At 66.6% G+C, this 21,477-nt stretch carries 16 protein-coding genes; 5 read left to right on the top strand and 11 right to left on the bottom strand.

The features are described from left to right. Positions 1-44: 44 nt before the first annotated feature. Complete coding sequence (gene purU, locus H7F35_RS08550; protein WP_187112481.1) at positions 45-920, top strand: formyltetrahydrofolate deformylase; 876 nt, start codon at positions 45-47, stop codon at positions 918-920. A 6-nt stretch (positions 921-926) separates the two neighbouring features. Here purU and H7F35_RS08555 read toward each other — a convergent pair whose 3' ends face one another. The 4 genes from H7F35_RS08555 to H7F35_RS08570 all read right to left on the bottom strand — a co-directional run bounded on the left by H7F35_RS08555 (position 927) and on the right by H7F35_RS08570 (position 7,773). Next, positions 927-1,301, bottom strand: a complete 375-nt coding sequence (locus tag H7F35_RS08555) for a YXWGXW repeat-containing protein (RefSeq protein WP_187112482.1) — start codon at positions 1,299-1,301, stop codon at positions 927-929. 145 nt (positions 1,302-1,446) lie between these two features. Beyond that, positions 1,447-2,730: a GDSL-type esterase/lipase family protein gene (locus tag H7F35_RS08560; protein ID WP_261803570.1), complete on the bottom strand. Its 1,284-nt coding sequence runs from the start codon at positions 2,728-2,730 to the stop codon at positions 1,447-1,449. A gap of 104 nt (positions 2,731-2,834) precedes the next feature. Next, positions 2,835-6,134, bottom strand: a complete 3,300-nt coding sequence (locus H7F35_RS08565; RefSeq protein WP_187114196.1) for a carboxyl transferase domain-containing protein — start codon at positions 6,132-6,134, stop codon at positions 2,835-2,837. A gap of 13 nt (positions 6,135-6,147) precedes the next feature. Next, complete coding sequence (locus H7F35_RS08570) at positions 6,148-7,773, bottom strand: AMP-binding protein (RefSeq protein ID WP_187112484.1); 1,626 nt, start codon at positions 7,771-7,773, stop codon at positions 6,148-6,150. Positions 7,774-7,858: 85 nt separating this feature from the next. Between H7F35_RS08570 and H7F35_RS08575 the strand changes: the two genes are divergently transcribed. From H7F35_RS08575 to H7F35_RS08585, 3 genes are all read left to right on the top strand, one after another. Continuing rightward, the gene (locus tag H7F35_RS08575; RefSeq protein ID WP_187112485.1) at positions 7,859-8,548 is read left to right on the top strand and encodes a TetR/AcrR family transcriptional regulator; all 690 of its coding nucleotides are present in this window, start codon (positions 7,859-7,861) and stop codon (positions 8,546-8,548) included. Positions 8,549-8,574: 26 nt separating this feature from the next. Beyond that, complete coding sequence (locus tag H7F35_RS08580) at positions 8,575-9,831, top strand: branched-chain amino acid ABC transporter substrate-binding protein (protein ID WP_187112486.1); 1,257 nt, start codon at positions 8,575-8,577, stop codon at positions 9,829-9,831. Positions 9,832-10,281: 450 nt separating this feature from the next. Then, a complete protein-coding gene (locus H7F35_RS08585; protein WP_187112487.1) occupies positions 10,282-13,503 on the top strand; it encodes a bifunctional cytochrome P450/NADPH--P450 reductase in 3,222 nt (1,073 codons plus the stop codon). Between the two features lie 25 nt (positions 13,504-13,528). Here H7F35_RS08585 and H7F35_RS08590 read toward each other — a convergent pair whose 3' ends face one another. From H7F35_RS08590 to H7F35_RS08615, 6 genes are all read right to left on the bottom strand, one after another. Next, positions 13,529-14,104 (bottom strand): hypothetical protein, encoded by a 576-nt coding sequence (locus H7F35_RS08590; protein ID WP_187112488.1) that lies wholly within the window; start codon positions 14,102-14,104, stop codon positions 13,529-13,531. 175 nt (positions 14,105-14,279) lie between these two features. Further along, positions 14,280-15,053 carry an esterase/lipase family protein gene (locus H7F35_RS08595; protein ID WP_187112489.1) on the bottom strand — a complete coding sequence of 258 codons (774 nt, stop codon included), beginning with the start codon at positions 15,051-15,053 and terminating at the stop codon, positions 14,280-14,282. A gap of 86 nt (positions 15,054-15,139) precedes the next feature. Beyond that, a complete protein-coding gene (locus tag H7F35_RS08600) occupies positions 15,140-15,775 on the bottom strand; it encodes a TetR/AcrR family transcriptional regulator (RefSeq protein WP_187112490.1) in 636 nt (211 codons plus the stop codon). 23 nt (positions 15,776-15,798) lie between these two features. Further along, positions 15,799-16,287: a phasin family protein gene (locus tag H7F35_RS08605; protein WP_187112491.1), complete on the bottom strand. Its 489-nt coding sequence runs from the start codon at positions 16,285-16,287 to the stop codon at positions 15,799-15,801. A 52-nt stretch (positions 16,288-16,339) separates the two neighbouring features. Then, a complete protein-coding gene (locus tag H7F35_RS08610) occupies positions 16,340-16,900 on the bottom strand; it encodes a hypothetical protein (protein WP_187112492.1) in 561 nt (186 codons plus the stop codon). 141 nt (positions 16,901-17,041) lie between these two features. Continuing rightward, complete coding sequence (locus tag H7F35_RS08615; protein ID WP_187112493.1) at positions 17,042-18,730, bottom strand: WS/DGAT/MGAT family O-acyltransferase; 1,689 nt, start codon at positions 18,728-18,730, stop codon at positions 17,042-17,044. A gap of 249 nt (positions 18,731-18,979) precedes the next feature. On the opposite strand from H7F35_RS08615, the gene H7F35_RS08620 reads away from it, so the two are divergent. After that, on the top strand, positions 18,980-21,046 hold the full coding sequence (locus tag H7F35_RS08620) for a prolyl oligopeptidase family serine peptidase (protein ID WP_187112494.1): 2,067 nt from the start codon (positions 18,980-18,982) through the stop codon (positions 21,044-21,046). On the opposite strand, the gene H7F35_RS08625 is transcribed toward H7F35_RS08620, so the two are convergent. Then, positions 21,000-21,410 (bottom strand): hypothetical protein, encoded by a 411-nt coding sequence (locus H7F35_RS08625; protein ID WP_187112495.1) that lies wholly within the window; start codon positions 21,408-21,410, stop codon positions 21,000-21,002. The two genes, H7F35_RS08620 and H7F35_RS08625, sit on opposite strands and share 47 nt — an antisense overlap. Positions 21,411-21,477: the final 67 nt, after the last annotated feature.

Below are 21,477 nucleotides of genomic sequence, written 5' to 3' on the forward strand. Positions count from 1 at the left end.
GGGGAAATCGCGATTCTGGCACCCCTGCCACAATTACGCCCCTGATGACGACCCAAACGCCCCTCCTGGCCACTGCGCCCGCCTACATCCTGAACCTCTCGTGCCCCGACCGTACGGGCATCGTGCACGCCGTCTCGGGCTTCCTGCTCGAGCGCGGCGCCAACATCGAAGAGGCCGCCCAGTACAACGACCACGGCACCGGCCTGTTCTTCATGCGGGTGCGCTTCGCCTGCGGCGAGCACAGCGAAGCCACGCTGCGCGAGGAACTGAAGACCTTCGCTGCCGGTTTCGGCATGAACCTGCAGTTGCACGCCGCCGCAGAGCCGATGAAGACCGTGATCCTGGTCAGCAAGGAAGGCCACTGCCTGAACGACCTGCTGTTCCGCTGGAAGAGCGGCCTGCTGTCGATCGACGTGCGCGCCATCATCTCGAACCACCGCGAGTTCTACCAATTGGCGGCCAGCTACAACGTTCCTTTCCACCACCTGCCGGTGACGGCCGCGACCAAGGCACAGGTCGAGGCCAAGCAGCTGGAAATCATCGAGGCCGAAGGCGCTGAACTGGTGGTGCTTGCGCGCTACATGCAGATCCTGAGCAACGACCTGTGCCGCAACCTGGCCGGCCGCGCCATCAACATCCATCACTCGTTCCTGCCCAGCTTCAAGGGCGCCAAGCCCTACTATCAGGCGCATGACCGCGGCGTGAAGCTGATCGGTGCCACCGCCCACTACGTGACGGCCGACCTCGACGAAGGCCCGATCATCGAGCAGGACGTGGCCCGCGCCGACCACACCGACACCGTCGAAGACCTCACGGCCCGTGGCCGCGACACCGAGAGCCAGGTGCTGGCCCGCGCGGTGAAGTGGCACAGCGAGCACCGCGTGCTGCTGAACGGCCACCGCACCGTCGTCTTCCGCTAGTTCCGGTCAGTTCCGGTAGGGGTTGTTGGGGCGGCGGTCGTAGCGATCAGGCACGCCGTCGCCGTCACGGTCCCAGCGGCCCGCGCTGTACACCCAGCGCCCGCCGTCCTGGCGCCATGCCGGCGGGCGGTAGGCATAACCCGGACGCGCACGCACCCACACGCCGCCAACCCACACATGGCGACCGCCGCGCCACTCGTAGTGCCCCGGGGCCCACACGAAGCCGCGCCGCGGCGGCGGCATGCGCTCGAAGCGCGGCGGAGGCGGGGCCACCTGAATGGTGACGATGGGCTGCGCCTGCGCGGCCGTGGGAACGGTCAGCGCTCCCACCGACAGCAGCGACGCGGCGCCGACGGAAAGAGCCAATGCGAGTTTTTTCATGAAGGTTGCCTCATGCGTTGTTGGAGGAGCCTTCATGCTGCCGGCGCCATGTGAAGCACCTGTAAGTGGCACGCGAAATCTTGTGTAGAGCTGTTTCGCGCTTCAAGCAGATCGCGCGATCTGTCGCTGCTGCAGGCGCTTGCCCTCAGAACCCCCGCACATCGACCGCCGCAGCCATCGCGGCGCGGCCCGCCTTGCCCGGATGCAAGTGGTCGCCGCTGTCGTACTTCGGGTCCATGGCTGCAGGGTCCGCGGGGTCGCGCAGGGCAGCGTCGAAATCGATCACGCCATCCACGTCCTTGCGCCCGCGAATCCAGCGGTTGACCTCGTCGCGCATGGCATCGGTGTCCTTGGTCCAGTAGACGCCGTTCTTGAAGGGCGGCACGGTGCCGATCAGCACCCTCACGCCCTTGGCGCGGGCCTGCGCGATCAGTTGCGCGAGCCCGGCGATGATGCGCTGGGTGGTCGGCATCTCGCCGGGCGGCATGACAAGGCCCGCCTTGCTGACGAGGGCCTTGCGGCCGATGTCGTTGGTGCCCAGCAGCACGATCACGTGCGTCACGCCGCTTTGCCCCAGCGCATCGCGCGCAAAGCGCGAAAGACCGCTGGGCCCCGAGCCGTCGAGCAACAGCCGGTTGCCGCCGATGCCTTCGTTGAGCACCGACACCGCCTTGGGCGCCCGGGGGCTGTCGCGCAGTCGTGTGGCCAGCAGGTCGGGGTATGCGCCCTCGCCTGCTTCGCCACCGCCTGCCGTGATCGAGTCACCGAAAGCGACCACGGTCAGGGCCGGCTCGCGACTCCACACGTCCAGGCCGGTCACGATGTGATTGAGCGCCATCGGTATCGCGCCCTCCAGCTTGGGCTTCAGGATGCCATTGCCCACCACCACCCAGCTCGTCTTCAGGTCTTGCAGGCTGATGGTTGCGAAGGGCGTGAGCTGGTCCATGAAGGTGCTCACCACCACGTCCTGCCCGGCCTCGACCTTGAGATCGATGCCATCGCTCCAGGCCTCGGTACCGGGTTCCACGGTGAGGTCGCCGCGGCCATTGAAACGCAGCTCCCGCAACGAGGCCGGCGAAGCCGAACTCGCGCCAGTGCCAAGCCCCACGCTCGCGGCCGCGATGTGCAGCGGCGTCTTGCCGAAGACGTTGGAAAAGCGGATGCGCACGCGCTCGCCGTCCAGCGTGGGCCGCACCAGCTGGCGCAGCGTCTGACCACGAAAGGCCTGGATGCCGACCGCGCCGACAGCCGAGACGGCCGCAGGATTGATCGCCAATTCCTGGAAGTCATAGGGCGCCACCGCCCAGCTGCCGACCCACTGGGCGTGGGCTTCAACGGGCGGGCGCGGCTTGCCTGCAACCGGCTCCGCCTGCGCGCCAACCGCGAGCGCCAAGAGAAAAACCCCGAGCACCCCATGCATCGCGGTCATTCCGCGAACGCGAGCCAGCCAACGTGAAATCAGTTCCATGCGCGCAAAGCGGTTCAGTGTACGGAGCCGCGTTGCCCCCGCCGGTTACGAGGTCTAGTGCATGGTTACCAGGTGTCTACATAGGGCGAGACGGGCTGCGCCGCGCGCGTGGCGGAATTCAGGCCGCGCACCAGCCACGCACGCGTGTCGGCCGGATCGATCACCGCGTCGATCTCCAGCGTCTGCGCCATGTGGATTGCCTCGCCGTTGGCGTACTGCTGCGCGACCAGCTTCTTGAACAACGCATCGCGCTCGGCGCCTTCCGGCTCTGCCGCCAGCTCCTTGCGAAAGCCCAGCCGCACCGCGCCTTCGAGTCCCATCGCACCGAACTCGCCGGTGGGCCATGCCACGGTGAACACCGGCGCATCGAAACCGCCGGCCGTCATCGCCTGCGCGCCCAGGCCGTAGCCCTTGCGCAGCACCACGGCGAAGAAAGGCACGCGCAGGTGCGATGCCACCATGAACATGCGGCACACATGGCGCACCTGCGCCTGTGCCTCGATCTCGGGGCCGACCATGAAGCCCGGCGTATCGCACAGCGACACCAGCGGCAGCCCGTGCGCGTTGCACAGTTGCATGAAGCGCGCAGACTTGTCGGCCGCCTCCACGTCGATCGCACCGCCCAGGTGGTGCGGGTTGTTCGCCATCAGTCCGACCGGCTTGCCCTCGATGCGCGCGAGCGCGGTGACGATGCCGGCACCGAAACCGGCGCGCAGTTCGAGCAGCGAGCCAATGTCGGCCACGCCGCGCATCGCAGCACGCACGTCGTACACGCGCAGGCGGTTCTCGGGCACCACATGGCGCAGCGTGCGCGGATCGGCGCATTGCCAGTCGCCGGTCGCGCCCTGGAAGTACGACAGGTACTGCTTCGCGGCGGCAACCGCCGCGGCCTCGTCGTCCACCAGGATGTCGATCACGCCGTTGCGCGACTGCACGCTGCTCGGCCCGATCTGCTCGGGCGCGAAGGTGCCCAGGCCGCCGCCCTCGATCATCGCGGGGCCGCTCATGCCGATGTTGCTGCCCTTGGTCGCGATGATCACGTCGGCGCAACCCAGCAACGCCGCGTTGCCCGCGAAACAACGGCCATGCACGATGCCGACCACCGGCACCTTGCCCGACAGCGCCGCGAACTGGCTGAAGGTGTGGTTGTTGAGGCCCGCGACGATCGGCATGTCGGTATCGCCCGGCCGGCCGCCGCCGCCTTCGGCGAACAGCACCACGGGCAGCTTGAGCTGATGCGCCACCGCCAGCAGGCGATCGGTCTTGTGGTGGTTGCGCATGCCCTGCGTGCCGGCCAGCACCGTGTAGTCGTAGGCCAGCACGGCGCAGCGCGAGACCTCGGGACCGAACTGCTTCGCGTTGATGCTGCCAAGGCCCGTAACCATGCCGTCGGCGGGGGTGTTCGCGATCAGATCTTCAAGCGTGCGGCGGCGCGTCTGTGCGGCGATGGCGAGCGCGCCGTATTCGATGAAGTTGCCGGGGTCGGCTGCGCTGTCGCACAGGTCGGCAATGTTCTCGCGCGCGGTACGGCCACCCTGCGCATGGCGCTTGTCGACGGCCGCCTTGCGGTTGATGTCGAGCGTGGGCGCGTGGCGGTCGATCACTTTCTGCAGATCGGGGCGAACCGTGTCGAGGTCATGCTCGGCACGCGCTTCGGCCTCGACGGCCTGCGCATCGACGGCTTCGAGCCGTACCAGCGACTGGCCTTCGACGAGGTAGTCGCCGGGCGCGGCCAGCAGCGCGACCACGCGGCCGGCCACGGGCGCGTGCAGCAGGTGTTCCATCTTCATGGCTTCGAGCACGCCGAGCTGTGCGCCGGCGGGCAACACGTCGCCCACCGCGACTTCGAATTGCACCAGCTTCGCGGGCATCGGGGCCTTGACTGTCAGGTCGTCGGCTTCGTCGTCAGCGACCGCCGAAGCGCCTTCCGTCGCAACCACGGGCACGCTCTTCTTCGCATGCTTCTCAAGCGAGGCCGCAGCCGCGAGCAGGTCGCCCAGGTGCGCCTCCACGAAACGCGTGTGCACGGCCTGCGTGGCGAACTCGGGCCGCGCCGCAATCGCACGCAGCAGCGACAGGTTGGTGGCGATCCCGTCGATGTGGCATTCGTCCAGCGCGCGCAACGAACGCCGCAAGGCATCCGCGAAACGCGGCGATGGCGATTGCACGATGAGCTTGGCCAGCAGCGTGTCGTAGTGCGGCGACGGTGCAAGGCCCGTGTAGCCATGCGTATCGACACGCACGCCCGGCCCCGCAGGCAAGTCGAAGCGGGAGAGCGTTCCGCCCGACGGCCGTGCGTTGCCCTGTGCATCGAGCGTCTCGGCGTTGATGCGCCACTGGATCGCAAAGCCCCGTTGCGGCGCCGTGCGATCGGCCTCCACACCCAACGCATTCAATGACTCGCCCGCCGCCACCGCAATCTGCAGTTGCACCAGATCCAGCCCCGTGACCGCTTCGGTCACCGTGTGCTCCACCTGCAGGCGCGGGTTGGCCTCGATGAAGACGAAGGGGAGCGTCGACGATTCCGCATCCACCAGAAACTCGAACGTGCCCAGACTGCGATAGTCCACCGTCTTTGCCATGCGCAACGCGGCCTGTGTGACCTGCGCGCGCAAGGCCTCGGGCAACGACGGACTGGGCGCGATCTCCACCAGCTTCTGGAAGCGCCGCTGCAAGGTGCATTCGCGCTCGCCGAGGCTGGCGACGGCCTGGCCATCGCCCAGCACCTGCACCTCGATGTGCCGCGCATTGCGCATCAGGCGTTCGACATACACGCCCTCAATGCCGAAGGCGGCCTTGGCTTCGGACATGCAGCGCGCATGCGCCTCGGGCAATTCCTCGGCCTTCAGCACCGCGCGCATGCCGCGCCCACCGCCGCCGCCGATGGCCTTCACCATCACGCCCGCGCCCTGCGCATGCTGCTGGGCAAAGAAGGCCTGCGCCTGTGCCAGCGTGACCGCGCCCGTGCTGCCGGGCATCACCGGCACATCGCATTGCGCGGCCAGTGCGCGTGCACGGGCCTTGTCGCCGAACAAGCCGAGTTGCTCGGGCGTCGGGCCGATGAAGACCAGTCCCGCGTCCGCGCAGGCCTGCGCGAAATCGGCGCGCTCGCTCAGGAAGCCGTAGCCGGGATGCACCGCATCGCAGCCCTGCGCCCGTGCAATGGCGATCAGCGCGGCGATGTCGAGGTAGGCGGAAGGCCCGGTCGCATCGAGCGCCACGGCCACGTCGGCCAATTGCACATGCAGTGCAGAAGCATCGTCGCGCGCGTGCACCGCCACGCTGGCGATGCCGAGGTCGCGCAACGCGCGCACCAGCCGCACAGCGATCTCGCCGCGGTTGGCAATCAGAACTTTGGAGAACAGCAAGCGGAACCTCTCAGGTTGGGTCTTTGAGCAGGCGGCGCAGCACCTTGCCGGCGCCGGTGGTCGGCAATGCATCGATGAAGCTCACGGCGCGCGGCGCCTTGTAGCTGGCCATGTTGTCGCGCGCCCAGGCCACGAGCGCCGCAGCGTCGAGCGTGGCACCGGGCTTGCGCACGATGAAGGCCTTCACGACTTCGCCCTTCTCGGCGTCGGGCAGCGCGATCACCGCGGCCTGTGCCACGGCGGGATGCTTGATGAGGATGGTCTCGACCTCTTCGGGGAACACGCTGTAGCCCGAGACCTTGATCATTTCCTTGAAGCGACCGATGAAGGTGAGATACCCGTCTGCGTCGAGCTTGCCCATGTCGCCGGTGTGCACCCAGCCGTTGCGCAGCGTGGCTGCGGTGGCTTCGGGCTTGTTCCAGTAGCCCTTGAAGGTGCCCGGGCTGATGAGCACGATCTCGCCGACCTCGCCGGTGGGCATGTCGGCCTGCGTGTCGCCATCCTTGTCGGGATTGACGATGCGGATGGTCACGCCCGGCACCGGAATGCCCTGCGTGCCCCAGCGCGGCGCGTGGTGCGGCGTGTAGGTGTCGCAGGTGTGGGTTTCGCTCAGGCCGTAGGCGGCTTCGAAAGAAGTGCAGTTGCCGGCGTGCGAGCGCCATTGCGCGGCCAGCGGCTCGGTGAAGGTGATGCCGAAGCTGGTCACCGGGTTCATCTTCAGGCTGCCCAGATCGAAGCTCGCGATGTCGGGCACCTGCATGCAGGCCACGTTCATCGGCGCGATGCTGTACCACCAGCTCACCTTGTAGCCCGCGATGGCCTGCAGCACGGCGTGCGGATCGAAGCGGTGCAGCAGCACCGAGGCGGCGCCGCTGAGCACCGGCACGTTGACCCCCATCAGCATGCCGGCGATGTGATACAGCGGCGCGATGGACAGCAGCACGTCGCCGGGCCCCACGCCATTGCAGTCGGCGGCGGCGCGTGTCTTGAAGAGCGCATTGCCGTAGCTCAGCATCGCGCCCTTGGGCAATCCGGTGGTGCCCGATGTGTAGGTCATGAGCGCCACGTCGTCGAGGTCGATGGCCACGGGCTGCGGCTTGGTGTCCGCGCGCATGACGGCAAGGAAGTCTTCGCAGTCTTCAGGAACGCTGCGTTCGGCCTTCTGCTCGGCGGCCAGTTCAGGCGGCAGATCGATCGCGGCCGGCGTGGGCAACAGGTCGGCGTAGTGCACCACGAACACATGCGCCAGGGCGCTGCCGGCCTGCACCTTGCGCACCACCGGCAGCAGCGGCGCCGCCGCGACGATCACACGCGCCTTCAGGTCGTTGACCTGGTAGGCCAGCTCGTGCTCTTTGTTGAGCGGACCGCTGGGGCAGACGATGGCGCCGATCTTCTGGATGCCGAAGTGCGCAACCAGGTACTGCGGGCAGTTGTTGAGAAAGAGCACCACCGGCTCGCCCTTCTTCACGTCGAGGGCCTGCAGGCGGGCCGCGAAGGCGTCGCTGGCGCGGTCGAGCTGGGCCCAGCTCATCGCATGGCCGTACCAGATGCAGGCGGGGCTGTCGCCCCGCTCGCGCGCATGGGTGCGCAGGTACTCGTGCAAGGGCTGCTGGGGGCGGTCGGGCAATGTCTCCATGGCGTCACTTTCTCAGGGTTATCGATAGCCGCCTGCACGTGGCAGGCGCTTGCCAATGCGGCATGGTGCACGAACAATCCTACCCATGGGTATAACTTCCGCGACACGGCACAAACCCTCTGGGGACCACAACGAAGCCACGGCACAGCCGCACCTGCCCCAGGGCACGGGGCGCCAGCGCGCGGCCACGCAGGGCACCGACCTGCAGCGCGAGCGCATCCTGCAGGCGGCGGCGCAGCTCTTCGCCGCGCAGGGCTACGCGAACACCACGATGGCGCAGATCGTGCGCGCACTGGGCGTGACCAAGCCCTTCGTGTACTACTACTTCCGCGACAAGCAGGAAATCTTCGAGACGCTCTCCTGGCGCCCGGCGGTCGACTGCTTCACCGCGCTCGACTTCGCGGCCGACGACCCGCGCCGCGCCAGCGAGAAGGTGATCGAGGGCATCGGGCGGTTGATTCGCGCGACCATTGCCCACCACCCGGTGGCCTTCTTTGCGTACCGCGAGCCGCAGGTGTACCGCCCCGAGTACATCGCCGCGCAAAAGAAGCTGGCGCACCATTTCTACGAGCTGCTGTGCCCGTTGCTCGAAGAAGCACGGCGCGACGGCGACCTGGACTTTGCCGAAACCAAGATCACCGCGCTTGCGGCCTGCAGCCTGCCGGGCTTCCTGTACAGCTGGTATCGCCCCGGCGGGCGCCTTTCGCCCGACGAGGTGGTGGCCGAGCTGACGAAGCTCGCTGGCCGCGTGATCGGGCTGCAAGCGAAGAACTGACCGACAACCATCCCCGGAGACAAACCATGAAGTTCAATCGTGCGCCATTGGCGCGGATCGCCCTTGCCTGCCTGCTGGCCACCGCGGGCTCGGCCCAGGCCCAGCAGCAGACCTACAAGATCGCCTACATCGATCCGCTCTCCGGCCCTTTTGCCAATGTCGGCGAGCTGATGCTGATGCACACGCAGTACGCCATCGAGGACATCAACGCCAAGGGCGGCGTACTCGGCGGCACCAAGCTGCAACTGCTGCAGTTCGACAGCAAGCTGTCGGCGCAGGAAAGCCAGAGCGCATTGCAGGCGGCCATCGACCAGGGCGCCAGGGCCATCGTGACCGGCGGCTCGGGCTCGTCGGTGGTCACCGCGCTCGTGCAGTCGGTGGCACGCTGGAACCAGCGCAACCCGGGCAAGGAGTTGATCGTGCTGAACCACTCTTCGATCGACCCCGAGATGACCGGCAAGGCCTGCAGCTTCTGGCACTTCCAGACCGAGGCCAACACGGCGATGAAGATGAAGGCGCTGGCCAACTACATCAAGAAGACGCCGGATGTGAAGAAGGTCTATCTGCTGAACCAGGACTATGCGCACGGCAAGCAGTGGGCGAGCTACGGCCGGCAAATGGTCGGCCTTGCGCGGCCCGACATCCAGTTCGTCGGCGAGGCGCTGCACCCCATCGGCCGCGTGAAGGACTTCGCGCCCTACATCGCCAACGTCAGGCAGAGCGGCGCCGATTCGGTCATCACCGGCAACTGGGGGCAGGACATGACGCTGCTGCTGAAGGCGGCGGGCGACGCGGGCTACAACCTGCGCTACTTCAACCACAGCGCGGGGTCGGTGCCGGGCACGGTCACTGCGGTGTCGCAGGCGAAGACGGGGCAGCTCACCTGGGTGGCCGAATGGCATCCGGGCGAGGCCGACACGCCGAAGGTCGATGCGCTGGCCAAGGCCTACAAGGCCAAGACAGGCAAGGATTTTCTTGCGCCGCGCATCGACATGACGCCGCGTCTGCTGGCGGCTGCCATCAACAAGGCTGGTTCAACCGATACGGTGAAGGTGGCGCGTGCGCTCGAAGACCTGAGTTTCGATTCGGTGGTCGGGCCGGTGCGCATGCGGGCCGAAGACCATCAGTTGCTGTTGCCGCAGGTGGTCAACACCATTGCGCCGGTGGATGGCAAGTCCGTGAAGGTGGGCTGGGAAGGGACGAACTACGGTTTTCGCACCGATGCGGTCTATACGGGGAACGAACTGGCACAGGGCACGGATTGCAAGATGGTCCGGCCTTGAGGCTCTTTGATGAGGACTGAAGTTCTCGTGGGTGCGTTCGGGGCGCTGCGGTTTGTGCGCCGCTGTTCAGGGCGGGTGCGAATGACACCAGGTGCTCCCCTCCGCGAATGTCCCCCGCTTCGCTCCTCCTTTATTTCGCTGCGGGGAGCACCCGGCGTCATTCGCACATGGGCACGCTGCTGGTAATCGCCGATCAACAAGTGCTCTGAGCGCTCGCGCCGATACGGGGCTCTTTTTCGCGAAATAAAGGAGGAGCGAAGCGGGGGACATTCGCGAAAAAGAGCACCGTGTCGGCGTGAGCGTCGCCCTGAACAGCAGCAGCAACGAAACCAGCAGCAACAGCAGCGGAGCTAAGGGAAACCCCGTCCTGCCCACCCCCTGTGCCATCGGGATACTCCGAGTGTTACCCCGGACATCCGAAGCGGGTCCATCCCAAAGGCACAAAAACCCATGGCAGGCAAAAACTCGCTCCACCCGATCCCGCATCCGGCAAAGAAACCCTTCGTCGGGAACCTGCTGTCGATCGGCTCCGAATCTCCCGTGCTCGACATGTGGAAGATCGCGCAAGACCTCGGTGGCATCTACTGGCTCGACATGCCGGGCATGCCGGTGATCGTGGTGTCGTCGCCCGCGCTGGTCGATGAACTCTGCGAAGAAGCACGCTTCGACAAGAGCACGCGCGGCGCACTGCGAAGGCTGCGCGCGGCATCGCACGGGCTCTTCACCTCCGACACGCATGAAGAGACCTGGTCGAAGCCGCACAACATCCTCTTGGCCAACTTCAGCCAGCGCGCGATGCAGGCCTACCACCCGATGATGCTGGACATCGCGAGCCAGCTGGTCACCAAGTGGGAGCGCCTGAACTTCGACGAAGAAGTGGACGTGGTGCGCGACATGACCGCGCTCACGCTCGACACCATCGGCCTGTGCGGCTTCGGCTACCGCTTCAACTCGTTCTACCGCGAGGGCTTCCATCCCTTCGTCGATGCGATGGTGCGCACGCTGGAGACGGTGCAGAACCGCCGCGGCCTGCCATTGGAAGAGCTGATGCTGAAGAAGGAGCTGGCGCAGCAGCGCAAGGACATCCGCTTCATGCACAAGATGGTCGAAGACATCATCGAGGAGCGGCGCGCGAGCGGCGCCGACATCGCCACCAAGCCCGACCTGCTGAGCTACATGATCGCGGGCGTGGACAAGAAAAGCGGCGAGAAGCTCGACGACAAGATGATCCGCGACGAGTGCATCGAATTTCTCATCGCAGGACACGAAACCACCAGCGGCCTGCTGTCTTTTGCCACCTACTTCCTGCTGAAGAACCCCGAGGCCCTGGCCAAGGCGCAGGCCGAGGTCGACAGCGTGTTCGGCCCCGACACCACGCAGAAGCCGACCTATGCGCAGGTCAATCGCCTGCAGTACGTGATGCAGGTGCTGAAGGAGGCGCTGCGCCTGTATCCGACGGCACCGGCCATCGCGATGCGCGCGAAGGAAGACACGACCATCGGCGGCCAGTACACGATCAAGAAGAAGAACATGGTCATCATGCATGCACTGGCGCTGCACCGTGACAAGAGCATCTGGGGCGAGGACGCCGACGAGTTCAACCCCGACCACTTCAGCCGCGAAGCCGAGCGCGAGCGGCCGATGAATGCCTTCAAGCCCTTCGGCAACGGGCAGCGCGCGTGCATCGGGCGGCAATTTGCACTGCAAGAGGCCGTGCTCACGCTGGGCATGATCCTGCAACGCTTCAACCTCGTCGATCACACGGACTACAAGCTCAAGATCAAGGAGGCGCTCACGATCAAGCCCGAGGGCTTCAAGATCAAGGCGCTGCTGCGCGACCCGGCCACGCGCCCGCGTGGCCACATGGCCGATGCTGTGGCCGCGCCCGCTCAGTCCACGCAGCCGGCCGCGCGCAAGCCGCAGGCGGCACGCCACGGCACCTCGCTGCTGGTGCTGCAGGGCTCCAACCTCGGCACGGCCGAAGACCTCGCGCGCCAACTGGCCGAGGCCGGCGAGTTGCGCGGCTTCTCGACCCAGTTGGCCTCGCTCGACGACTATGCCGAGCGGCTGCCGGCCAACGGCGCGGTGGCGATCGTCTGCGCCTCGTACAACGGCGTGGCGCCCGACAACGCGGCCGAGTTCCATCGCTGGCTCGACAAGGCCGACGATTCGCTCAACGGCGTGCGCTTCAGCGTCTTCGGCTGCGGCAACACCGACTGGGCCGCGACCTACCAGGCCGTGCCGCGCCGCATCGATGAACGGCTCGAAGCACTGGGCGCCACGCGCGTGCATCCGCGCGGCGAAGGCGATGCGCGCGAGGACATGGACGGCGCTTTTCAAGACTGGAGCGACGCGCTCTGGCCCGAACTGGTGAAGGCCTTCGACATCAAGACCGGTGCGGACACGCCGGCGGAGGCCGAGCCGCTCTACACACTCGAAGAGCTGCCGCCGCCGCAGAAGAACGCGCTGGTCGATGCGCTGGGCGCCGTTGCCCTGCGTGTCATCGAAAACCGCGAGCTGCAGAACCCCGGCAGCGACACCGAGAGCGGACGCTCCACGCGCCACGTCGAGCTGACGCTGCCCGAAGGCGTGATCTACCGCGCCGGCGATCACCTGAGCGTGGTGCCGCGCAACAGCCCCGCGCAGGTCGAACGCGCGATGGCGCGCTTCGGCTTCGACCGCTCGACGCACGTGCGACTGCATGCGGGTGCGGGACGCAAGGCAGCGCTGCCGGTCGACGAGGTGATCGCGGTCGACCGCCTGCTGGGCGATTACGTCGAGCTGCAGGACGTGGCCACGCGCAAGCAGATCGCCACGCTCGCGGCGCACACCGAATGCCCTTTCACCAAGCCGAAGCTGGTGGCGCTGTCAGGCAGCGACGAGGCCTCGCAGGCCGCGTACAAGGCCGAGGTACTTCACAAGCGCAAGTCGCTGCTCGAACTGCTGGAAGAACATCGCGCCTGCCAGGTGCCTTTCGCGGTGTTCCTCGAAATGCTGTCGCCGCTGTCGCCGCGCTACTACTCGATCTCGTCGTCGCCGACGATGACGCCGGGCCGCTGCAGCGTCACGGTGGGCGTGGTGAGTGCACCGGCGCTGTCGGGCAACGGCACCTTCGAGGGTGTGTGCTCCAACTACCTGGCGCGCGCCGAGGCGGGCGACACGGTGCACGGCGTGATACGCGAGACCACGGCCGAAGGCTTCCGGCTGCCCGAGGACGCGATGCGCCCGCTGATCATGGTCGGCCCCGGCACCGGCCTTGCGCCGTTTCGCGGCTTCCTGCAGGAGCGCGCCACGCAGGTCGAACGCGGCGAGGCGCTCGGCGAGGCAATGCTGTTCTTCGGCTGCAGGCATCCCGAGCAGGACTTCATCTATGCGGAAGAACTCAAGGCCTGGTCGCACCGCGGCCTGATGAAACTGCACACCGCCTTCTCGCGTTCGGGCGAACGCAAGGTCTATGTACAGGACCTGATCCGCGAGCAGGCGGCGCATGTCTGGAAGCTGCTGGAAGCGGGCGCCGTGGTTTATGTGTGCGGCGATGGCTCGCGCATGGAGCCCGATGTGCGGCGCACGCTGAGTGACCTGGCGCGCGAGCACGGGCACGACAGCACGGCGTGGATGGACAAGATGATTGCCGACCAGCGCTACGTGCTGGACGTGTGGGCCGGCACCTGACGGCCGGCAGAAGCCGGATCGGCCGCTAAGCCGGCAGCACGGACGCGTGAGCCTCGAAGGTGCCGCGCACCTTCCAACCTTCAGGGGTCAGGGCGATCACCTGGTCCGACAGGCCGTGTGCACCGGCTTCGGCCTTGACCCGGGCCGCGGCCGAACACATGAGCGCGAGCCGGGTCGTGGTTGAAATGGGCTGGCCGGCGACGGTCAGCGTGGCTTGGCTGTCCATGAAATAGAGCGCGTCCTTGCTTGGCACCACCGCGATCAGCTCGCCCTTGAAGCCGTTCGAGAGCTTCGCCCAGAGGTCCGGCAGCAACAGCATGCAGGCTTCGAGGCCATCGCCTGTCACGAGGGCCTTGTACGCGACGAGATCCTGCGTGGCCGCTTTCGGGGCGGCCTTGTGGTGCAGGTTGTCGACCGCCTGCGCATGCAGCCCTTGCGCATCGAGGCCCAGTTGCTTCATGTACCCGTGGGTCAGCGTGGTGCGCTGCGTGGGGAAGTCGATGGCGTAGGTCACGCGCAAATCGACGTCTCCGGCGATGGCCCGGGCGACCGGCGCTTGCGCACTGTGGTGGCCTGTGGGCGTGGGCGCCGTGTCGGGCATGGGTTCGGATTCATGGAGAAAATCGGGACGCGTGATGCGGGGATAGATGCGAGGCGGATTGCAGTTCATGGCGCCGGGCATTGTTCTGGCGGGCCTTCTTTCCGACCAGTACCGAAGTCATGAACCCCCATGAAAAAGCCGGCGGCTGCCGGCTTTGCTGTGGTTCCGTGACTTACTACATCTCGCGGTCGGGGTCCGGGTAGACCAGGGGCCCCAGCAAACCGCGATTGAAGGGCTTCCACTGGCCCTCGGGCTGCGCCAGCCGGTCGGCTACCGCGTACAGCACGGCAGGGTGCGCACCCAATCCCAGGTGGCTGGCCATGACCTCGATGTTTTCCGATTGCGGGCCGGTCTTCTCGATGCTGCAACGCCAGGCGACCACGCCATCGGTGCGACTGAAGATCGAAGTGGTCGGCACCGGCGGCGTGGGCTGCACGAACTTCATGCGGCGCGGGTCATGCGAACTCTGGCCGCTCACGCCTTCGTACACGCGCCAGGCGTTGGTCGCGCGCGGGCTGCCTGAGAACGGGCTGCCCAGTGTGATGACATTTCGGATCAGGTCCGATTGCGCCGATGCCAGCAAGCGCGCATAGACACCACCCAGGCTCCAGCCGATCACGCTGACCTTCTGGCCGCTCTTCTCGTGCAGGGTCTTCAGCAACTGGACCATGCCGTCTTCCACGCCCTCGCGCGGGCCGAGGTTGCGGCCCAGGCCCCAGCCGTGGGCGTCATAGCCACGGCTGCACAAATAACGGCGCAGCAGCAGGGTCGATCCATCGCCGGCCACCAGGCCTGGCAGCACGAGCACGGGATGCCCGTCACCGCGCGGCGTGAGCTGCAGCAGCGGCCACATGGCGATGCCGGCGCCGGTTTCCCAGAGGGCACGGGCCTCGGCCAGCAAGAGCAGGCGCGAGGGTGGCGCGATGTGGTCACGGGTGGCGGTGGTCATGATGGATGTTTCCTTTTTTGGTTTTATCTTCTTCAGGACGAAGTTGGGGCTGCTGGAGCCAATGCCCCGTCGGACAACAGCGACATTTATCCGAGGTATTTGCCCCTCAGGTAATCAAGGTAAGCCCTTGATTCGCTGGAAACATACGGAGAAACCAGCGTGAGCGTGTAGAAAGCCGCCAAACCGGGGTCAGCCTGCGCCAGCGCGTCGCGCCCCGGCACGAGCCGCTCGAAAGACAGCCAGCAGGTGGTGGTGAAGACCATCTGCAGCGCCAGGATGCGGGCCTGCTCGGCGCTGGTCTCGATCACGCCCGAGGCCACCAGCCCTTCGCACAGCGCCTGCGCCGCGAGCAGGTTCTGCGCGGTGAGCGCCTGTGCGCGCTGCCCCAGTGCCGGGTATTCGCTGGCCAGGAAGGCCATGTCGCGGTAGATGAAACGGTATTCGTCGATGGCCTCGAAGCGCAGGTGCAGCGCGAGCCAGAGGTCGTCGATGGCGGCAATGGTGGCCGACGAGCCGTTGAGCGCTTCCATGCGCTGCTCGAAGCGGCGGAACAGCCATTCAACGATCAGTTGCTTGGCCTTGAAGTGGTAATGCAGGTTGCCCGGGCTCATGCCCAGCTCGGCTGCGATCTTGTGCGTCGACACGGCGGCGAGGCCTTCTGCATTGAACAGCGCAAGGCTGGTCTGCAGGATGCGATCGCGCGTGGTGTTGGAACTGGCCACAACCGGGGGGTGCTGTGGGCCGCTCAGCGTTTGCCGCCGCTGCTGCCACGCGGGCCGGCGACGGGCCTCTCTAAGTTTGCGAGGCGTTCGCGCAGTTGCGCGACCTCGTCGCGCAATGCCTGCACTTCCTGTGCACTCGGCATGCCCAGGCGCTGCATGGCGGTGGCAACGCGCTGGTCGAACACGTCCTCGAACTTGCGGATGCCGAAGCTGTCGAGGCTGGGAAAGCCGCGCGTGAGCGGCGCCTTGGCACCCGTTGCATCGACCTTGCCGTGCCCGATGCCGAGCAGACCTTCGATCACGTTGGCCTGGCGCTTGGCGACGTCGTTGCGCACGTTGTCCAGCGCCTTGAGGCCGGCACGCAGCAGGACTTCGGCCTTGCCGGGTGCGGCGACTTTCTTTGCAGCGGGCGCCGCCTTGCGGGGCGCTGCTTTCTTCCTGGCCGCTGGCGCCTTCTTTGCAGGCACCGCCTTCTTCTTCAACTTTGCAGTTTCGTCAGGACGGGTCGCCATGCAGTGCTCCAGATGCCGGAAAAAAGAAAAGGGGCGCCGGGCGCCCCGGGGGTCAGGCTGCCTTGCGGGCAGCAGCGCGGCGAACCGGCTTCTTGGCCGCAGCGACCTTGGCCTTCACGGTACGCACCGGCTTGGCAACAACGGCTTCGCCGCCGACGCGTGCTTCGATCTGCTTGGTGCCGGCGACGATCTTGTCGGCGATCTGCACCGAGACAGTGGCGATCGGCTGGTGGATGGCGCTCAGGGTGTTGATGACCGAAGTGGCCACCGGCGATTCGACGCGGGCCACGCGGCCGGCCACGGTTTCAATGCCGCTGGTGGTGCCGGCGGCAACGCGGTCCATCACGTTCACGATGCGGCTGGTGTCGATGTCCAGGCGGTTGGCCAGGAAACCGTTGATCTTTTCCTGCGCGCCGATCAGGTTGGCCTTGACCTGCGCGCTCATCAGCGGGATCTGGCGGTTGCCCAGGAAGTTGCTGTAGCGCGAAGCGGCGCCGCCCAGCAGGCGATGCACGCCGGTGCGGTAGGCGCCGACCAGGGTCTTGCCTGCGTCGTTGTACTGGCCGACGACGTGGATGGCGGCGGAAGCGATGGTGGTTTGCGTGGTGGACATGGTGATTTCCTTGAAGTTGACGGGCTCGTTCGCGGGGAATCGCGATGGGCCTATCTTCTTGCGCAGGGCCTAGGCCTGGAAAACTAGAACCGTCGGAAATCTAGTCCAACTGCCCCAATTTTCTGCAGGCTTGGCCGCCGATCATGCCGCAGCGGCCCTGGAAGAAGCCCTGGCGCGCTTGGCCGGGGCTGCGGCGGCCTTGCGGGCCACGGGCTTGATGGCCGCCTTGGCAGCGGTCTTTGCCGGAGCCTTCTTCGCTGCCGCCTTCACCGGCGTGGCCGCCGTCTTGCGGCTCGCGCTCACGGGCGCCTTCTTGCGCGCTGCGGGCTTCTTGGCGGCAGGCGCAGGCTCGGCGGCTGGCGCCGGGCTTGCCGCAGCCTTCGCAGGCGCGGCAGCAGCCCCTGCAGCGGCCGGGTGCTTGTGCGTCAGGTCCATCAGCAGCTTGTGCTCGGCCAGCATGTAGTCGCCGATCTCGGTGATATCGGGCACGGCGCGGCGGCAAGCGATCAGGCCGTAGTCCATGCGACCGTTGTAGCTCTGCACCGTCACGTTCAGGGCCGTGCCATGGCTGGCGATCGACACCGGGTAGTAGCAGGTCACGAGCGCGCCCGCAAAGTACATCGGGAACGGCGCGCCTGCCACGTTGGAGATGGCCACATTGGCCGCCGGCGGCAGCAGGTTCACGAGGCCCGAGCGCCCCACCATCGAGGCGATGCCCGACACCAGCCAGGGCGCCGCGAAGGTCGGGAAGTCGTCCAGGATCACGGCCTTGAAGCGGTTCATCGTCGATTTCGAGCTGGTCGACGAGGCGTTGATCGCCTTCAGCCGCTGGATCGGGTCGGTGATGTCGGTCGCCAGGCTCACCAGGATCATGCTGGCCTGGTTGTTGGCCGTGTCGTCGCCGGCTTCGCGCAGGCTCACGGGCACGCCGGCCACCAGCGGCTTGGCGGGCAGTTCGTTGTTGTCGGCCAGGTAGTGGCGCAACGCACCGGCCACGGTGGCCATGACCACGTCGTTGAGCGACACGCCGAAGTGCTTGGCGATGTACTTGGTCTCGGCCAGCGAGATGGTGCGGCCGGCAAAGGTGCGCTGGTTGGTGATCGACACGTTGAGCGAGGTGCGCGGCGCGAAGAGGTTGAACTTCTTCGGCGCGCCGGCTGCGGCCTTCTCGGCCGCCTTTTCATCGGGCTTGGCAAGGCCGCCGATCGCTCGCGCGATGGCCGGCGCCATCTTGAAGAGCTTGATGTACTGCTGCGCCGTGTTGCGCAGCGCCGCGGTGGCAAGTTCGGCCATGCCGAGCTGGTAGCCGTTGCCGCGCGGACGCGAGCGCGGCGGCTTCACCACACGGCCGGTGGCCTCGAGGTCGAAGATCGCCTTGCCCACTTCCACGCCGGCCTGCCCGTCGATGCCCGCATGGTGCACCTTGGTGTAGAGCGCCACCTGGCCGCTCTGCAGGCCGTCGATGATGAAGAACTCCCACATCGGCCGGCTGCGGTCGATGAGCGTGGAATGCAGCCGCGCCACGTACTGCTGCAACTGCCGGTTGGTGCCGGGCTTGGGCAGCGTGATGTGGCGCACGTGGTAGTCGATGTCGATGTCCTCGTCGTCCACCCACACCGGGTTGGACATGTCGAAGGGCATGAGCGCGAGCTTGCGCGTGAACACATCGGCCAGGTGGATGCGGTTGGCCATGAAACTCTTGGCGTCTTCGTAGAAGTCGCCCTTGTAGCCCTTGGGCAGGTCCAGCACGTTGAGCGAGCCCACGTGCATCGGCATCTCTGGTGTTTCCAGGTGCAGGAAGGTGGCATCAAGTCCGCTCAGGTGTTTCATGTGTCGTGTCTCCTTGGTGGGGCATGCGCCGATTGGCAGGATACCGTGCACATCGCATTTAGGGGCCTCGCCTTCTTCAGTGTTTCCACCGGGGGGAAGGCACCGGCGAGACAGGGGTTTGCCCCAAGTAATGCCAAAGTGCCCGTGGTGCGTTGGCACAAACGTAGCGCGCTACCGATCGGGCGCCGGCGCGGGCCCGAACAAAGGCTCACAGACCTTTCTTTCACGGGGGCTTCGTACACTGGGCCCATGACATCAAGCCTCCCTCCGCAGCAGCAAGCCCCGCAGCAAGACGACGAACACCTCTGGCTCGAAGACATCGACGGCGATGCGCAACTGGCCTGGGCCCGGCAGGAGAACGCGAAGACCGTGCAGGCCTATGCGCAGTCGCCCGCGTTCAACGCGCTCGAACAGGGCATCCTCGAAGTGCTCGACTCCGACGAGCGCATCCCGATGGTCCGCAAGATCGGCCCCGGCTACTACAACTTCTGGCGCGACAAGACGCATCCGAAGGGCCTCTGGCGCCGCACCACGCTGGCCGAGTACCGCAAGCCCCAGCCCGCATGGGAGACCGTGCTCGACATCGACGCGCTGGCCGCAGCCGATGGCGAGAACTGGGTATGGCACGGCGCCGACTGCCTCGACCCCGACTACAAGCGCTGCCTGGTTTCGCTGTCGCGCGGTGGCGCCGATGCCGATGTGGTGCGCGAGTTCGACCTCGAAAGCAAGCAGTTCGTCGAAGGCGGCTTCACGCTGCCCGAGGCCAAGAACCACGTGGGATGGAAAGACATCGACCACCTCTACGTGGCCACCGACTTCGGCCCCGGCTCGATGACCAGCTCCAGCTACCCGCGCATCGTCAAGGAATGGCAGCGCGGCACGCCGCTGGCCAGCGCCGTCACGGTGTACGAAGGCGCGCACGAGGACATGTCGGTCAGCGCCTACCGCGACAACACGCCCGGCTTCGAGCGCGACTTCGTCTCGCGCCAGATCGACTTCTACGACAGCGAAACATGGCTGCGCGGCAGCGACGGCCAGCTCGTCAAGATCGACGTGCCCGACGACTCCAACATGGAGGTCACGCGCGAGTGGATGCTGATCGAGCCGCGCGAAGACTGGACCGTGGGCGGCACCACCTACACCTCGGGCTCGCTGCTGGCCGCGAAGTTCAACGACTTCATGGCGGGCAAGCGCGAGATCACGGTGCTGTTCGAGCCCGACGACACCACCGCGCTCGACAGCCATTCATGGACGCGCAACCACCTGATCGTCAACGTGATGCACGACGTGGTGAACCGGCTCGAAGTGCTCACGCCGCCGCCCAACGGCACGGGCGCGTGGGAGCGCAAGGGCCTGGGCGGCGCACCCGCGCTCTCGACCATCGACGCCGGTGGCATCGACGAAGACGAGAACGACGACTACTTCCTGACCGTGAGCGGCTTCCTGCAGCCGACCACGCTCTACATCGGCACCATCGGCCAGGGCGAGCCCCAGGTGCTGAAAGACAGCCCCGGCTTCTTCGACGCCTCGCGCTACGGCGTGAGCCAGCATTTCACGACCTCGAAGGACGGCACGCGTGTGCCCTACTTCGAGATCGCCGCGAAAGACCTGGTCGCCAACGGCAAGAACCCGACGCTGCAGTACGCCTACGGCGGTTTCGAGATTTCGCTGCAGCCAAGCTACAGCGGCAGCATCGGCCGCGCGTGGCTCGACCAGGGCGGCGTGTACGTCATCGCCAACATCCGTGGCGGGGGCGAGTACGGCCCACGCTGGCACCAGGCCGCATTGCAAGAGAACCGGCTGCGCACCTGCGAAGACTTCGCGGCCGTGTCCGAAGACCTGTTCGCGCGCAACATCACCTCGCCTGCGCACCTGGGCGCGATGGGCGGCAGCAACGGCGGCTTGCTGATGGGCAACATGCTCACGCTCTACCCGCAGCTCTACGGCGCCATCGTGAGCGAAGTGGCGCTGCTCGACATGAAGCGCTACACGCACCTGTCGGCCGGCGCCTCGTGGATCGCCGAGTACGGCGACCCGGACCAGCCCGAAGAGTGGGAATGGCTCAAGACCTTCTCGCCGTACGAGAACGCGAAGCCGGGCCAGACCTATCCGCCAGCCCTCTTCACCACCTCGACGCGCGACGACCGCGTGGGCCCGGTGCACGCGCGCAAGATGCACGCGAAGATGGTCGCCCTTGGATACGACAGCAGCTTCTACGAGAACATGGAAGGCGGCCACAGCGCGGCGACGGACAACAAGGAGTCGGCCTTCATGGACGCGCTGGGCTACGCCTACCTGTGGCATCACATTCGATAGCACGGCCGGTGCTGTAGCGCCCATCCCGGCAAGGGTCGTAGACGCGTCGGTCGGGAGCGTCGTCACGACGGCGGCGCTCCCGCTCTTCGTCTCGATCCATCTGCCGCAGAAGCTCGCCGCAGTCCATGGCCCTGCCGTAGCTGTTGCGGCCATCGCGGCAGGGGTCGTAGACAGGCGGCTCCTGGTCGAAGCCCGAGACGACTTCAGCCGCCGCCACGGAAGCGAGCAGCAGCGCTATCGCCAGCACGACGACCTCGAAAAGCTCGACCGTATAAAAGTTGCGCATGGCGTCTGTTCCCCACGCCCGTGGGCGTCGTTCGTTGGCGATGCGGCGGATCTTTTGTCCCGAACATGGCGTGAACATGGCGTCGGCGCCAGCCGGTGCACGCAATACTGATGCAATGCGGCCTGCCTAAAGTGCAGCACGCCGG

Origin of the sequence: Variovorax sp. PAMC26660 (assembly GCF_014302995.1) — a bacterium.
GTDB lineage: Bacteria > Pseudomonadota > Gammaproteobacteria > Burkholderiales > Burkholderiaceae_C > Variovorax.

What these genes read in the sequence shown, in the direction of transcription:
- purU (WP_187112481.1), top strand. Translation starts at nt 45, where the DNA reads ATGACGACCCAAACGCCCCTCCTGGCCACTGCGCCCGCCTACATCCTG.
- H7F35_RS08555 (WP_187112482.1), bottom strand. Translation starts at nt 1,301, where the DNA reads ATGAAAAAACTCGCATTGGCTCTTTCCGTCGGCGCCGCGTCGCTGCTG.
- H7F35_RS08560 (WP_261803570.1), bottom strand. Translation starts at nt 2,730, where the DNA reads ATGACCGCGATGCATGGGGTGCTCGGGGTTTTTCTCTTGGCGCTCGCG.
- H7F35_RS08570 (WP_187112484.1), bottom strand. Translation starts at nt 7,773, where the DNA reads ATGGAGACATTGCCCGACCGCCCCCAGCAGCCCTTGCACGAGTACCTG.
- H7F35_RS08575 (WP_187112485.1), top strand. Translation starts at nt 7,859, where the DNA reads ATGGGTATAACTTCCGCGACACGGCACAAACCCTCTGGGGACCACAAC.
- H7F35_RS08580 (WP_187112486.1), top strand. Translation starts at nt 8,575, where the DNA reads ATGAAGTTCAATCGTGCGCCATTGGCGCGGATCGCCCTTGCCTGCCTG.
- H7F35_RS08585 (WP_187112487.1), top strand. Translation starts at nt 10,282, where the DNA reads ATGGCAGGCAAAAACTCGCTCCACCCGATCCCGCATCCGGCAAAGAAA.
- H7F35_RS08590 (WP_187112488.1), bottom strand. Translation starts at nt 14,104, where the DNA reads ATGCCCGACACGGCGCCCACGCCCACAGGCCACCACAGTGCGCAAGCG.
- H7F35_RS08595 (WP_187112489.1), bottom strand. Translation starts at nt 15,053, where the DNA reads ATGACCACCGCCACCCGTGACCACATCGCGCCACCCTCGCGCCTGCTC.
- H7F35_RS08605 (WP_187112491.1), bottom strand. Translation starts at nt 16,287, where the DNA reads ATGGCGACCCGTCCTGACGAAACTGCAAAGTTGAAGAAGAAGGCGGTG.
- H7F35_RS08610 (WP_187112492.1), bottom strand. Translation starts at nt 16,900, where the DNA reads ATGTCCACCACGCAAACCACCATCGCTTCCGCCGCCATCCACGTCGTC.
- H7F35_RS08615 (WP_187112493.1), bottom strand. Translation starts at nt 18,730, where the DNA reads ATGAAACACCTGAGCGGACTTGATGCCACCTTCCTGCACCTGGAAACA.
- H7F35_RS08620 (WP_187112494.1), top strand. Translation starts at nt 18,980, where the DNA reads ATGACATCAAGCCTCCCTCCGCAGCAGCAAGCCCCGCAGCAAGACGAC.
- H7F35_RS08625 (WP_187112495.1), bottom strand. Translation starts at nt 21,410, where the DNA reads ATGTTCACGCCATGTTCGGGACAAAAGATCCGCCGCATCGCCAACGAA.